The organism is Streptomyces sp. NPDC092045 (genome assembly GCF_044756005.1).
Lineage (GTDB): Bacteria > Actinomycetota > Actinomycetes > Streptomycetales > Streptomycetaceae > Streptomyces.
In genome coordinates, this window is record NZ_JBIVSC010000022.1 from 81,206 (window position 1) to 94,920 (window position 13,715).

Below are 13,715 nucleotides of genomic sequence, written 5' to 3' on the forward strand. Positions count from 1 at the left end.
GCCGCGTGTCGGGGCGCCGGAGTGCCGGGGCGGTCAGACCGCGTGCGTCCGCGCGAACGCGGTGAACGCGGACCAGGCGGCCGGGGTGGCGGTCAGCTCGCCCGCAGCGTGGTCCTTGGTGTCCCGGACGCGGACGAGGGGGAGGTTGTCGGCGACCTCGACGCAGGCGTCGTTGTCGTTGCCGCTGTACGTGCTCTTGCGCCAGTTCGGCGAGGTCTCAACCATGATGTTCCTTCGCGATAGAGCGCATTAGTTCGAGGGATACTCGAACACCCAGAGCATCCTGTTGCAGGAGATCATAGACCCGCTGAAACCTCATCACTTCTGCCGGTTCCTCGGTGTAGTTACCCGTGCTGAAGCCTTCTCGATAGGCCCCTCGCCCACCCTTGGGAAGGGTGAGGAGAGCGAAGGAACCAGCAAGCGGCACGCACCTCATGGGGAGGACCTGGATGTTCACGTTGGGGCGTTCGGACATGACCATCAGGTGCTCTATCTGCTCACGCATCGCCCGCTTGCCGCCGGTCTCACGGCGTAAGCAGGCCTCATCCAGCACGATCATCATCCAGGGCGGGTCGGGCTGCTCAAGTACCGCCTGGCGCTCCAATCGCCTTCGCACGAAGTCGTCGATCTGGGTCGCGTCGCCCGCGAGGCCCGCTTCCATCGCTCCACGCGCATAGTCGGCGGTCTGGAGCAGCCCCGGCACGACGATGGAGAACTCGTGGATGGCGGTGGCTTCGAGCTGACGACGCAGATAGGTCTTCGCGTAGTCGCGGACGCTCTGCTGGCTCACGATCTTCACCAGGTTCACCAGGGAGTCGGGCGGAAGCTGGAGCACCACCTCCAGCTTCTTCGCCAGGTCCCGGTCCGGAGGGTCCTCGCCCCGCTCGATCTCGGAGATCCGGGTCGTACTGCTGAAGACCTTCGCCGCCAGACGCGTCTGCGTCCATTCACGTCCGAGCGCCAACCGGGCCTCGCGGACCATGTTCCCGAGGTACTGCTCGACGCTGTCGCCGGGGTCCAAATCCTGGGGTCCTGGCATATGCCCCGTTCCTCACCTGTGCAAGGGAACTCAACTCCTGGAAAGCGTAGGGCGGCACGCGCGATCGTGGAGGCGTCCCGGAGAAGATCCACCAGAAAGGGAACCCTCCATGAGCACGACTCCGCCCCCACCCCCCACCCGCCCCGTCACCGAGGCCGAAGCCACCCGTGTGTACCGGGAGCTCAAGGACGCCATGGACACCGCCGGCCTCCCCACGAGCGGGCTCTACCGGGACGTCACGCACGGCCCCGGCGGGGACACGCACCGGTACGGGCTCGGGACCGTCGGCGTCGGCGGCGCCAAGCGGCTGACCGTGCTCCTGCGCACCGCGCGGGCGGGCGAGAGGTGAGGTACCGGATCGGCGAGGTCGTGACCGACGCGCAACGGGCGCTCACCGGGCAGGTCCGGTCCGTGAACGGGAGCATGCTGGTCCTGGTCCGCCCCAGCGGCTACCTGTGGGAGGCGGCGGCCGAACAGTGCTGGACGGCGAGCCCGGAGGAGCGCGCGAGCCTGACCCCGCGCGGCGCCCTCCGCGTCATCAGCACCTCACCTCGGGGCCCATCTCCGCTACCCGAAAGATGATGTGACTGCGCGTCACTCAAACGGGGGGTCTTCACTCTGCGCATCTGTCCGGGCATATGCCAGCGCGATACGTTCACACAAAACGGCCCTCACCGATGACCTGAGACCCATCGGCGAGGGCCTGAACCACTAGTGGACAAGGCCCCACCCGTGATCTACCGCAACGTTATCGTGCCTTCCCGCGCCTTCGGCCAGTACTCGCACGACATCATCCGCCACCCCCGCCTCAACTCCGACGCCGTGCGCCTCCTCACCTGGCAGCTCTCGCTTCCCCGGGGCGCCCGCGAATCACTCTCCCGGACCGCCGAGCGCGCGCGGATCGGCGCCTGCGCCTTCACGCGCGCCAAGCGGCAGCTCAAGGACGAGGGGTTCGTCCACGAGCGGCGGGTCCAGGGCGCCGGCGGCCACTGGATCACCCAGCAGCTCGTCTCCAGCGCCCCCCTGACCGCCGACGAGGCCGCCAAGCTCCTCGCCCGGAGCCCCCTCCCCCTCCCCCTCCCCACCTGCGAGGACCGGGTGTCCCCGCAGGTCGCACCGAGTCCCCGGAACCGAGCCGCCGGTGTCCCGGCCGCCGGTGCTCCGAAGACCCCGTCGACCGGCGGTCATCCAGAGAAAGAACCCACAGAAGACACCTCCCACCTTCCGCCGCCCGCCGACGACCCGGCCGGCGACCCGGTCGACGAGCAGCCCGACGGGGCGCCCTCCGACCCCCGACGGGAAGAGGCCCGCGCCCTCGTCGGGACCCTCCCGCTCCTCTCCCCCGCCCTCCGTCACATCCCGCCCGGCATGCGCGACGAACTCACCCGCCTCGCCGCCCGCTGGCTGGAGGCGGGACACACCTCCGCCGACGTCCACGCACACGTGCTGCGCGGCCTGCCCGGCGCCGCAACACCCGTCCACCGGCCCGGCGGACTGGTCCGGTACCTGCTCCGCGACGTACCGCCCCGCACCCTCCCCCAGCCCGCGTCATCGCCGCCCGACGGCCCCCGGCTGTCCACCCGACTCGCCGGGACACGGGAGTGCGCCGGGGAGCACACCCAGCCCATGCTGTTCCGACCCGTCGCGGACGAGGCGTACTGCCGGGAGTGCGCGGCCGGGGACGGGCCCGGGACACGGCGTGGGTGCCCGCCCCCGTACGCGGTGCGAGAGGCGCCGGGACGGACTGTGACGGGGCGATGAACAGCAGCCCCGGCTACCGGCCCCTCACGAAGGTGCTCCACTGGAGCGTCGTGGTCGCGTTCGCCGCCCAGTTCGCCGTCGGGTACGCGCTGGACGCCTCGGAGTCCGGGCGCGGCCGGGGCCGGGGCCGGGGAGTCCGGGCGCGGGCGGGGGCGCGGCGACGACGGGTACGAGCCCTTCGGGGAGGACGCACTGCTGACCGTCCACGTGCTCGTCGGGACCCTCGTCGTCGTGCTGGGGGTGGCGCGGCCGCTGTGGCGGCGGCACGCCGGCCTGCCGTCCTGGGCGCCGACGCTCACGGCGTTCGAGCGGCGCCTCGCGCACCGCACGGAGGTCGCGCTCTACGCGCTGGCGTTCGTCGTCCCCGTCACCGGCGTGCTGCTGCTCGCCTCGGACGACGACGGCCTGCTGTGGGTGCACGTGGTCGCGCAGGTGTGCTTCCTCGCCGCGCTCGCCCACCACGTCGGGCTGGTCCTCAAGCACCAGTTCGTCGACCGCGACCGGCTCCTGCGCCGCATGGTCTGACACGGCACCGGCCGGAGCGGCCGACGGGCGGTCGCCGGGCGGTCCCGGCGGGCACAATGCCCCCATGACCGCCGAGGAAGAGCACGAGCTGCTCCAGCGCTGGAACGCCACCCTGCTCGCCGCCCGCGCCGGCCGCGAGGGCCCCGACCCCGCCCCGTACGGGCGGAACCTGCTCGCCCGCTGGGCCGAGCCGCAGCGCCGCTACCACACGGTCGACCACCTGCGGGCGGTCCTCGACCGCGTCGACGAGCTGACCGACCAGGGGGGCGAGGGCGGCGAGCTGGAGCTCGTACGGCTCGCGGCCTGGTTCCACGACGCCGTCTACCGCCCCGACCGCTCCGAGAACGAGGAGCGCTCGGCGCTCCTGGCCGAGAAGGCCCTCGCCGAGGCGGGCCTGACCCCGCACGAGGTGACCGAGGTGGCCCGCCTGGTCCGCCTGACCGTCACCCACGACCCGGCCGACGGCGACCTCAACGGCGAGACCCTCTGCGACGCGGACCTCGCGATCCTGGCGGCCGCCCCCGACGCGTACGCGCGGTACGCGGCGGCGGTCCGCGAGGAGTACGGCTTCGTCCCCGACGACGCCTTCCGCGAGGGCCGCGCCACCGTCCTCCGCCACCTCCTCGACCTCCCCCGCCTCTTCCGCACCCCGTACGGGGCGGCGGTGTGGGAGGAGAAGGCGCGGGAGAACGTGGAGCGGGAGCTGAAGGAGCTGACGGGGGCGGCGGGCTGAGGCGCCCGTACGCCCTCCTGCGTCCGTACGCCCCCTGCGTCTGCGCACTCCCCGTGCCCGTACGGCCGTACGGCCGTACGGCCCCCTTCTCCCCGTCCCCGCCCGGGCGGGCCCGCGCCAAAATCGCTACTCCGTTGTCAGCCCCCCTTGTTAGCCTCCGGCGCGCGGTCCGTGATCACGGACCGCGACCGTTTTCAGGGGAGGGAACTTGTTCAGTCGGAAACCCGGACGCGCGAGACGCACCGGAGGACGGCCGCACGCGGGGTGGGGTGCGGCGGCAACGGTGGCCGCGGTCGTCGCGTCGGTCGTGACGGCCGTGCCCGGCACCGCGCACGCGGCGGACGACCTGCCGCCGGAGCAGCCGCTCGTCCAGGACCTGCAGACGAACTTCAAGGCCTGCGCCACCGGTGACGCGCCCGCGTACGTCGCCGCGGCGCCCGTCGCCACGGCCGCGCTGCGCGACCGGGCGCAGGAGGGCCGGCCCGACGCCGGCACGGTGTCCGGCGACTTCGAGGCCTGGTGGACGGACGCCTCCGGAGCCGAGCAGCGCCGCACCCACGCCTCGTACCCGCTGCCCTCCGGGACCGTCCAGCGCTGGCAGCTCCCGGAGGACCTGCCGGCGGACACCGTCGTCTCGTGGCACGTCCGCGCGAACGACGGCACCTCGGTCTCCCCGTGGAGCTCCGAGGGCTCGGGCGCGGCCTGCCGGTTCGTGATCGACCGCGTGAACCCGGACGCCCCGGTCGTCACCTCGGCGGAGTACCCGGCGGAGCAGTACCGGGACGGCGTCGGCGCGTACGGGTCCTTCACCATGGACTCCCCGTCGCCCGACGTCGTCGCGTACGAGTACAACTTCATCGGCGGCCCCTACGCGACCGCCCGTCCCGACGAGCCCGGCGGCGCCGCGACCGTCCGCTTCCTGCCGCAGAAGGCCGGCCCGGACTACCTGACCGTCCGGGCGGTCGACCGGGCGGGCCGGAGCAGCGCGACCGTCCGGCACTGGTTCTTCGTGAACTCCGGCCGCGCGCCGGTCGCCCGCTGGAAGCTGGCCGACGCCGCCGGCTCCACGAGCGCCGCCGCCGAGACGGGCACGGCCGCCCGCGCCGGCACCGGCGTGACCTTCGGCGGCGCGGCGCCCGCCGGCACCGCCCTCACCTCCACGGCCGCCCTCGACGGCAGCGACCGGGGCTTCCTCACCACGCCCGCCCCGGCCGTCGACACCCGCGGGACCTTCGCCGTCAGCGCCTGGGTCCGGCCCGCCAGGACCGACCGCGCCATGACGGTCGCGAGCCAGGACGCGGCCGACGGGGCCGCCTACGCCCTCGGCCTGCGCAACGAGGGCTCCGGCCCCGTCTGGTCCTTCGCCCTCGGCGACGCGCAGGTGTCGGGCGGCGCCCCGGAGACCGGCGAATGGGCCCACGTCCTGGGGCTCTACGACGCCGAGACCGGCCACGCCCGGCTGTACGTCAACGGGCACGAGACGGGAACCGCCGTGCGGGCCGCGCCCGCCGTGGCGTCCGGCGCGTTCCAGCTCGGCCGGGCCCGCCACGGGTCCGGCTACGACCGGAGCTGGAAGGGCGACATCGGCGACGTGCAGGTGCACGACCGCGTCGTCGTCGCCGACGAGGCGGCCCGGCTCGCCCATCGGCAGCCGAAGCGGCTCGGCCACTGGTCCCTGGAGACCGCGACGGACGGCGTCAGCCCGGGAGCGGACGGCGACGGACCGCTGCGGCTCGGCGCCGGGGCGGCGATCCACCGCGGTCCCGACGGTTCCTGCTTCCCGGACCTCGACCCCGACTGCCCGAACGTGCCGTACGCCCTGGTCGGCGACGGCCACCTGACCCTGGACGGCAGGACCGGCCACGCGGTCGCGGACGGGCCGGTCGTGGACACCTCGGAGAGCTTCACCGTCGGCGTGACGGTGCGGCTCGCGGACCTCGAACCGGCCCGCCGGATGACCGTGCTGTCCGTGCCCGGCAAGCACACCGACGCCTTCAAGGTGCGCTACGAGCCGAAGGCCCGCGCCTGGCAGCTCGTCGTGCCGAAGCGCGACAGGGCCGGCGCGCCCGAGCTGGTCCTCTCGCAGATCGTCCCGGCGGACGGCGGCGAGGGCCAGGGACACCACCTGGCCGTCGTCCACGACGACGCGACCGACACGGTGAAGCTGTACCTCGACGGGTACACCAACGCGGGCGCGACCGCCGCCCTGCCGTCGTCCTGGCGCGGCACGGGCCCGCTCCAGATCGGCCGGGGCCTCACCGCCCGCGGCGCGGGCGAGTACCTGCGGGGCGACGTGGACGAGGTCCAGGCGTACTCCGGCGCGCTGAAGGACCGGGACGTCGTCATGCTCGGCAGGGGCGGCGAGCCCTGCCTCTGCTGAGCGGCCCGCCCCGGTGAGGGCCGCCCGGTCCCGTTCGGGACCGGGCGGCCCTTCCGCGTCCCTTCCCCCTCCCCTCGCCCGTCACGGCTCCTCGCGCCGTGACCCCGGGCCCGCGCATCCACATGCCAAGACGATCCGGTACGACGGAATGACAGGCATCAACCACAGGTTGACGCATGTCATGCCGCCTTCCTCGCCCGAGCCCACGAAGCCCCGTCCCGCCGAGCGCCCCCGCCCGGCCGAGGCCGCCCGTACCGCCGGGGTCTCCGACACCCCCGGGTCCTCAGGTACCGGCGGGGCCTCCCGTCGCATGCCGACCGCCGTCTACATCCTCGGCCTCTCCGTCTTCGCGCTCGGGACGAGCGAGTTCATGCTCTCCGGGCTGCTGCCGCCCATCGCGGAGGACATGAACGTCTCCATCCCGCAGGCCGGACTGCTCATCTCGGCCTTCGCGATCGGCATGGTGGTGGGTGCCCCGCTCCTCGCCGTGGCGACCCTGCGGCTCCCCCGCAAGACGACCCTGATCGCCCTGATCACCGTCTTCGGCCTGGGCCAGGTCGCGGGCGCGCTCGCGCCGAACTACGGCGTGCTCTTCGTCTCCCGGGTCGTGAGCGCGCTCGCCTGCGCCGGGTTCTGGGCGGTCGGCGCGGCCGTCGCCATCGCGATGGTGCCGGTGGGCGCGCGGGCCCGGGCCATGGCCGTCATGATCGGCGGGCTCTCCATAGCCAACGTCCTCGGCGTCCCCGCCGGCGCCTTCCTCGGCGAGCACCTCGGCTGGCGCTCCGCCTTCTGGGCGGTCGGCCTCGCCTCCGCCGTCGCCCTCGTCGGCGTCCTCACCCGCATCCCGCACATCCCGGTCCCCGAGACCCGGCCCCGGCTCAAGCGGGAGCTGACGATCTACCGCGACCGGCAGGTCCTGCTCTCGGTCGTCGTCACCGCGCTCGCGGCGGGCGGCGTCTTCTGCGCCTTCTCGTACCTCGCGCCGCTCCTCACCGACGTCTCCGGCCTCGACAAGGGCTGGGTCTCGGTCGTCCTCGGGCTCTTCGGCATCGGCGCCCTGGTCGGCACGACGATCGGCGGCCGGGTCGCGGACGCGCACCTCTTCGGGGTGATGCTCAGCGGCATCGCCGCCTCGACCGTCTTCCTGGTCGCCCTGGCGCTCTTCGCCTCCAGCCCGGTCGTCACGGTCGTGCTGGCCTTCCTCCTCGGCGTCTCCGCCTTCTACACCGCCCCGGCCCTCAACGCCCGCATGTTCAACGTGGCCGGCGCCGCCCCCACCCTCGCGGGCGCCACCACCACCGCCGCCTTCAACCTCGGCAACACCGGCGGCCCCTGGCTCGGCGGCACCGTCATCGACGCGGGCCTCGGCTTCGCCTCCACGGCGTGGGCGGGCGCGGCGATGACGGCCGTGGGGCTGGGAACGGCCGCGGTGGCCCTGAGGCTGTCCCGGCGGACGCCGGGCGGGGGCCACGTCGTGGCCGGGAGCGGGGCCGCCGCCCCCGACAGGGACGGCCGGGAGACGTCCCTGTCCGGCTGAGAGCCGGGACCGGGCCCCTTCGCGCACGTCTCCTCCGGCCCGGCCCCGCCCAACCCGCCGTACGCCCGGCCCGGCCCCGCTCAACCCGCCGGGCGGCCCTTCGGGCGCCGCAGGCCCGCCGCCGTGAGGCGGCGGAGGAGTTCCTTCGAGCCGACCTCGACCGCGCCGCCGGTCACCGCGGCCGCGTAGTGGTCGGCCGGGATGTCGTAGTGGTCCCGCTCGAAGGCGCGGCGCGGGGCGCCGATCGCGGCCGCGAAGGCGTGCAGCTCCTCGAAGGAGACATCGCTGACCAGGTGCGACCACATGCGGCCGTGCCCCGGCCAGGTCGGCGGATCGATGTAGAGCGTCACGCGCGGGCTCCCGTCGCCCCGGGCAGCCCGCCCGCTCCGGGCCGGACGTCCGCCCCGGCCCCGCCGCGCCGCGCCGCCCCGCCGCTCACGTCAGCCCGCCCACCGGCGCCACCACGACGCCCTGCTCGGCGCAGACCCAGTGCGGGTCCGGGCCGAGTTCCGGCTCCACGTCGAGGGCGTGCGGGTCGCCCGAGGCGCAGACGGGGCAGATCGGCCAGCGTCCGTACCGTTCGAGGAGGGCGTCCTGCACGTCCTGGGCGACGAGCCCCGCGACGTACGCCACCCCCTCCGGCCACTGCTCGACCCACCAGCGCCGGTGCGTGACCGAGTCCTCCACCATCGACACGACCTCGGCCGCGGCGACCTCGCGGGCCGCCAGATCGGCCAGTACCAGCGCGCGGGCGGTGTGCAGCGCCTGCTCCACCGCGTCGATGTCGTCCATTCCCTCATTGTCACCCGGCCCGGGAGGGGGCGGAAAGGGCGAAGGTCCCTTCCGGATCCGGCCACCGGGAGGGGCTTGTCGCACCACCCTTCCGAAAGTATCTTTCAGGCGTGACCAATGACGTGAAGGAAAGTTTCACCAGCGGCGCGCCCCCCGCCCCCGCCGCCCTCGCGGCCAAGGTGCGGACCCTGGCGCCCTCCATGACCCGCTCCATGCAGCGCGTCGCCGAGGCCGTCGCCGGAGACCCGGCCGGCTGCGCCGCCCTCACGGTCACCGGCCTCGCCGAGCTCACCGGCACCAGCGAGGCGACCGTCGTCCGCACCGCCCGCCTCCTCGGCTACCCCGGCTACCGCGACCTGCGCCTCGCCCTCGCCGGGCTCGCCGCCCAGCAGCAGTCCGGCCGCGCGCCCGCCGTCACCGCCGACATCGCCGTGGACGACCCCATCGCCGACGTCGTCGCCAAACTGGCCTACGACGAGCAGCAGACCCTCGCCGACACCGCCGCCGGACTCGACACCGTCCAGCTCGGCGCCGCCGTCGCCGCCCTCGCCACCGCCCGCCGCGTCGACATCTACGGCGTCGGCGCCTCCGGGCTCGTCGCCCAGGACCTCGGACAGAAGCTGCTCCGCATCGGCCTGGTCGCGCACGCCCACAGCGACCCGCACCTCGCCGTCACCAACGCCGTGCAGCTCCGCTCCGGCGACGTCGCCATCGCCATCACCCACTCCGGGTCGACCGGCGACGTCATAGAACCGCTCCGGGTGGCCTTCGACCACGGCGCGACCACCGTCGCGATCACCGGCCGCCCGGACGGCCCCGTCACCCAGTACGCCGACCACGTCCTCACCACCTCCACCGCCCGCGAGAGCGAACTGCGCCCGGCGGCCATGTCGTCCCGGACCAGTCAGCTCCTGGTCGTGGACTGCCTGTTCACCTGCGTCACCCAGCGGACGTACGAGACGGCCGCCCCGGCCCTCGCCGCCTCGTACGAGGCCCTGGCCCACCGGCACGCGCCCCGCACCCGCTGAGCCGCGACCCCCTCCCGTACCCACCCGCCGAAGCACCCACACCCGCCGAAACGCCCCCGTCCGCCGAAGCACCCGCACCCGCACCCGTAAAGCACCGGCGCCGACGACGCCGCCGTACCGAAAGAGCCGCACGTGTCCGCTTCCGCCTCCGCTTCCACGTACTCCGAACTCCGCGCCCAGCTCGCCACCCTCACCACCGAGGCCTTCCGCCCCGAGCTCGCGGAGATCGACCAGCTCCCGACCCTGGAGATCGCCCGGACCATGAACGGCGAGGACCGGTCCGTCCCCGCCGCCGTCGCCCGGCAGCTGCCCGCCATCGCCGCCGCCATCGACGCCACCGCCGAGCGGATGGCCCGCGGCGGCCGTCTGATCTACCTGGGCGCCGGCACCGCCGGCCGGCTCGGCGTCCTCGACGCCAGCGAGTGCCCGCCCACCTTCAACACCGATCCCGCCGAGGTCGTCGGGCTCATCGCGGGCGGCCCCTCCGCCATGGTCAAGGCCGTCGAGGGCGCCGAGGACTCCAGGGAACTCGCCGTCGCGGACCTCACCGCGCTCGGACTCACCCCGGACGACACCGTCGTCGGCGTCTCCGCCTCCGGCCGCACCCCGTACGCGATCGGCGCCGTCGAGCACGCCCGCGCCCTCGGCGCGCTCACCGTCGGCCTGTCCTGCAACGCCGACAGCGCGCTCGCCGCCGCCGCCGAGCACGGCATCGAGGTCGTCACGGGGCCCGAACTCCTCACCGGCTCCACCCGGCTCAAGGCCGGCACCGCCCAGAAGCTCGTCCTCAACATGATCTCGACGATCACGATGATCCGGCTCGGCAAGACGTACGGGAACCTCATGGTCGACGTCCGCGCCTCCAACGAGAAGCTCCAGGCCCGCTCGCGGCGGATCGTCGCCCTGGCCACCGGCGCGCCCGACGAGCGGATCGAGACCGCGCTCGCCGCCGCCGACGGCGAGGTGAAGAACGCGATCCTCATGATCCTCGCGGACGTCGACGCCCCCACCGCCGCCACGCTCCTGACCGGCTCCCGGGGCCGTCTGCGCGCGGCGCTGCACGCGAAGAGCGCCTGAGCCCTCCCCCTCCCCCCACGCACAGCAAGGCACCACCGCACCATGAGCACTGACGACAAGAACCGCGCCGTCGCCGCCGCGATCCTCCCCCTCGTCGGCGGCGCCGGGAACATCACCTCCGTCGCCCACTGCATGACCCGCCTCCGCCTCGGCCTGCGGGACCGCTCGCTCGTCCGGGACGAGGAGCTCAAGGCCCTGCCGGCCGTGATGGGCGTCGTCGAGGACGACACGTACCAGATCGTCCTCGGGCCGGGCACGGTCGCCCGCGTGACCCCGGAGTTCGAGGCCCTGGTGGCCGAGGCACCGATCGCACCGACCACCGGGACCCGGGCCGCCGGGACACCGGCCGCCGGGACCCCGGCGTCCTCCGCGGACGACCTCGCGGCGCAGGGCGCGGCGATCAGGGCGGCCCGGAAGGCGAGGAACCAGACCCCGTTCAAGCTGTTCCTCCGCCGGATCGCGAACGTCTTCGTCCCGCTGATCCCCGCCCTCATCGGCTGCGGCATCGTCGCCGGCCTCAACGGCCTCCTCGTCAACCTCGGGTGGCTCCCCGCCGTCACCCCCGCCCTCGCCGCCGTGGCCAGCGGCTTCATGGCCCTCATCGCGGTCTTCGTCGGCTTCAACACGGCGAAGGAGTTCGGCGGCACGCCCGTCCTCGGCGGCGCGGTCGCGGCGATCATCGTCTTCCCCGGCGTCGCCAAGATCGACGCCTTCGGCCAGACGCTCTCCCCCGGACAGGGCGGTGTGCTCGGCGCGCTCGGCGCGGCGGTCCTCGCGGTGTACGTGGAGAAGTGGTGCCGCAGGTGGGTGCCGGAGTCCCTGGACGTCCTGGTCACCCCGACGCTCACGGTCCTGGTCTCCGGCCTGGTCACGATCTTCGGCCTGATGTTCGTCGCGGGCGAGGTCTCGAACGCGATCGGCGAGTTCGCCGACTGGCTCCTCGTACACGCCGGCGCGGGCGCGGGCTTCGTGCTGGGCGGCCTGTTCCTGCCGCTGGTGATGCTGGGCCTGCACCAGGCCCTCATCCCGATCCACACCACGCTCATCGAGCAGCAGGGCTCCACGGTCCTGCTGCCCATCCTCGCGATGGCGGGCGCGGGCCAGGTCGGCGCGGCGATGGCGGTCTACCTGAGGCTCCCGCGCAACGGCTCCATCCGCCGCACCGTCAAGTCCGCCCTCCCGGCCGGCTTCCTGGGCGTCGGCGAGCCCCTGATCTACGGCGTCTCGCTCCCCCTGGGCCGCCCCTTCGTCACCGCCTGCGTGGGCGGCGCCTTCGGCGGCGGCTTCATCGGCCTCTTCAGCATGCTGGGCACCAAGGTCGGCTCGACCGCGATCGGCCCCTCCGGCTGGGCCCTCTTCCCCCTCCTCGACGGCGACGAGGGCCTCGGCCGCACGGTCGCGATCTACGCGGGCGGCCTGCTCACCGGCTACCTGACGGGCTTCGTGGCCACGTACTTCTGGGGCTTCGGCGCCCGGCTCCTGGAGGAGTTCGACGTGGACACGGAGACGGCCGAGACGGTGGTGGCCGCCGGAGGTACGGGGGCCGGGGACGGAACGAGGACCACCGGAGGTACGGGGGCCGGGGACGGAACGAAGACCACCGGAGGTACGGGGGCCGGGGACGGAACGGAGACCGGAGCGCCCGACGCGCCCGCACCCGCGTCGGCGCCCGCCAAGGCCTGACGTCCGGGGCCGGAGCGCGACCGCGCCGAGACCGCGGTCGCGCTCCGGCCCCGTCCCCGTGCACAATGCGCCTTCCCCACCCCGGAAGGGCTCATCGATGCACACCTCGGCCCACGCCCACGACCGCACCCTGGCCCATGCGCGCCCCCACGCCTCCGACTCCGGCACCTGGCTCCTCGGCGGCGAACTCCCCGTCCGCCGCATCGGGTTCGGCGCCATGCGGCTGCCGCAGCACGGCGAGGCCCTCGTCCCGCACGCCGTGCCGATGGCCCGCGACCGGGCGATCGAGGTCCTCCGCGAGGCCGTCGACCTCGGCGTGAACCACATCGACACCGCCGCCTTCTACTTCTCCCCGCTCCGCTCCGCCAACGAGCTCATCAACAGCGCCCTCGGCGGCCCGTACCCCGACGACCTCGTCATCGCGACCAAGGTCGGCCCGGCCCGCGACGTCTCCGGCGCCTGGAGCGAGCACGCGCGCACCCCGGCCGCCCTTCGCGGCCAGGTCGAGGAGAACCTGCGGCAGCTCGGCCGCGACCACCTCGACCTGGTCAACCTCCGCGTCCTCGGCACCGATTCGATCGCCGAGCGCTTCGGCGCCCTCGCCGAACTCCGCGAGGCGGGTCTCATCCGCCACCTCGGCCTCTCCAACGTCACCCCCGACCAGCTCGCGGAGGCGCGGACCGTCGCCCCCGTCGTCTGCGTGCAGAACATGTACGGGATCGGAGTCCGCCCGGAGTACGAGGAGTTCGTCCGCCTCTGCGGCGCGCAGGACATCGCCTTCGTGCCCTTCTACGCGATCGCCGGCGCCGGCCGCGAGGCCGGTGCCACCGCGACCGAGAGCGAGGAGGTCCTCGCCGTGGCCGGGGCCCACGGCGCGAGCCCCGCCCAGGTGCGCATCGCCTGGACCCTCCATCAGGGCCCGCACCTGCTCGCGATCCCCGGCACCGGCGACCCCGCCCACCTGGCCGCCAACGTCGCCGCGGGCACCCTCCGCCTCGCCCCCGCCGAACTCGACCTCCTGAACCGCCTCCACCGCGCTCACGCACGGAAGGACCCTTCCGCCCCCTAAAGGGTGTTGCAGAAGGCTCAGTTCTGGGCATTTTGCCTGTATGGGCGGGGTGCTGCGGGCTGAGCCGTTGTGGGTGGAGACGTTCACGGGC

General features: G+C 74.1%; 15 protein-coding genes. 11 read left to right on the forward strand and 4 right to left on the reverse strand.

Annotated features, from left to right (window positions below):
* Positions 1-33: 33 nt before the first annotated feature.
* Entirely contained in the window at positions 34-225 is a 192-nt protein-coding gene (locus tag ACIQKA_RS30965) for a DUF397 domain-containing protein (RefSeq protein ID WP_383159615.1), read from the reverse strand.
* The gene (locus ACIQKA_RS30970; protein WP_383159612.1) at positions 218-1,039 is read right to left on the reverse strand and encodes a Scr1 family TA system antitoxin-like transcriptional regulator; all 822 of its coding nucleotides are present in this window, start codon (positions 1,037-1,039) and stop codon (positions 218-220) included. The genes ACIQKA_RS30965 and ACIQKA_RS30970 overlap by 8 nt, the downstream gene beginning before the upstream one ends.
* 109 nt (positions 1,040-1,148) lie before the next feature.
* On the opposite strand from ACIQKA_RS30970, the gene ACIQKA_RS30975 reads away from it, so the two are divergent.
* From ACIQKA_RS30975 to ACIQKA_RS31005, 7 genes are all read left to right on the forward strand, one after another.
* The gene (locus ACIQKA_RS30975) at positions 1,149-1,388 is read left to right on the forward strand and encodes a hypothetical protein (RefSeq protein WP_390110596.1); all 240 of its coding nucleotides are present in this window, start codon (positions 1,149-1,151) and stop codon (positions 1,386-1,388) included.
* A 20-nt stretch (positions 1,389-1,408) separates the two neighbouring features.
* A complete protein-coding gene (locus tag ACIQKA_RS30980; RefSeq protein WP_383430242.1) occupies positions 1,409-1,621 on the forward strand; it encodes a hypothetical protein in 213 nt (70 codons plus the stop codon).
* A gap of 150 nt (positions 1,622-1,771) precedes the next feature.
* Complete coding sequence (locus ACIQKA_RS30985; RefSeq protein ID WP_402543027.1) at positions 1,772-2,800, forward strand: hypothetical protein; 1,029 nt, start codon at positions 1,772-1,774, stop codon at positions 2,798-2,800.
* A 207-nt stretch (positions 2,801-3,007) separates the two neighbouring features.
* Complete coding sequence (locus tag ACIQKA_RS30990) at positions 3,008-3,325, forward strand: cytochrome b (protein WP_402543028.1); 318 nt, start codon at positions 3,008-3,010, stop codon at positions 3,323-3,325.
* A gap of 64 nt (positions 3,326-3,389) precedes the next feature.
* The gene (locus ACIQKA_RS30995) at positions 3,390-4,058 is read left to right on the forward strand and encodes a hypothetical protein (RefSeq protein WP_383159601.1); all 669 of its coding nucleotides are present in this window, start codon (positions 3,390-3,392) and stop codon (positions 4,056-4,058) included.
* A gap of 283 nt (positions 4,059-4,341) precedes the next feature.
* Positions 4,342-6,438, forward strand: a complete 2,097-nt coding sequence (locus ACIQKA_RS31000; protein WP_383159598.1) for a LamG-like jellyroll fold domain-containing protein — start codon at positions 4,342-4,344, stop codon at positions 6,436-6,438.
* A gap of 310 nt (positions 6,439-6,748) precedes the next feature.
* Positions 6,749-7,975, forward strand: coding sequence for a Cmx/CmrA family chloramphenicol efflux MFS transporter (locus ACIQKA_RS31005; RefSeq protein WP_402543029.1), 1,227 nt, complete (start codon positions 6,749-6,751; stop codon positions 7,973-7,975).
* An 80-nt stretch (positions 7,976-8,055) separates the two neighbouring features.
* Here ACIQKA_RS31005 and ACIQKA_RS31010 read toward each other — a convergent pair whose 3' ends face one another.
* Both ACIQKA_RS31010 and ACIQKA_RS31015 read right to left on the reverse strand, forming a co-directional pair.
* Positions 8,056-8,325: a DUF4031 domain-containing protein gene (locus tag ACIQKA_RS31010; RefSeq protein WP_030221865.1), complete on the reverse strand. Its 270-nt coding sequence runs from the start codon at positions 8,323-8,325 to the stop codon at positions 8,056-8,058.
* An 85-nt stretch (positions 8,326-8,410) separates the two neighbouring features.
* On the reverse strand, positions 8,411-8,767 hold the full coding sequence (locus ACIQKA_RS31015; protein WP_383160416.1) for a hypothetical protein: 357 nt from the start codon (positions 8,765-8,767) through the stop codon (positions 8,411-8,413).
* 110 nt (positions 8,768-8,877) lie between these two features.
* Here ACIQKA_RS31015 and ACIQKA_RS31020 point away from each other — a divergent pair, with 110 nt between their 5' ends.
* The 4 genes from ACIQKA_RS31020 (at position 8,878) to ACIQKA_RS31035 (ending at position 13,624) form a co-directional block, all read left to right on the forward strand.
* Positions 8,878-9,795 (forward strand): MurR/RpiR family transcriptional regulator, encoded by a 918-nt coding sequence (locus ACIQKA_RS31020; protein WP_386366524.1) that lies wholly within the window; start codon positions 8,878-8,880, stop codon positions 9,793-9,795.
* Positions 9,796-9,927: 132 nt separating this feature from the next.
* On the forward strand, positions 9,928-10,872 hold the full coding sequence (gene murQ, locus ACIQKA_RS31025) for an N-acetylmuramic acid 6-phosphate etherase (RefSeq protein ID WP_390110588.1): 945 nt from the start codon (positions 9,928-9,930) through the stop codon (positions 10,870-10,872).
* Positions 10,873-10,914: 42 nt separating this feature from the next.
* On the forward strand, positions 10,915-12,555 hold the full coding sequence (locus ACIQKA_RS31030) for a PTS transporter subunit EIIC (protein ID WP_402543030.1): 1,641 nt from the start codon (positions 10,915-10,917) through the stop codon (positions 12,553-12,555).
* Between the two features lie 97 nt (positions 12,556-12,652).
* Entirely contained in the window at positions 12,653-13,624 is a 972-nt protein-coding gene (locus ACIQKA_RS31035; RefSeq protein ID WP_402543031.1) for an aldo/keto reductase, read from the forward strand.
* Positions 13,625-13,715 lie beyond the last annotated feature (91 nt).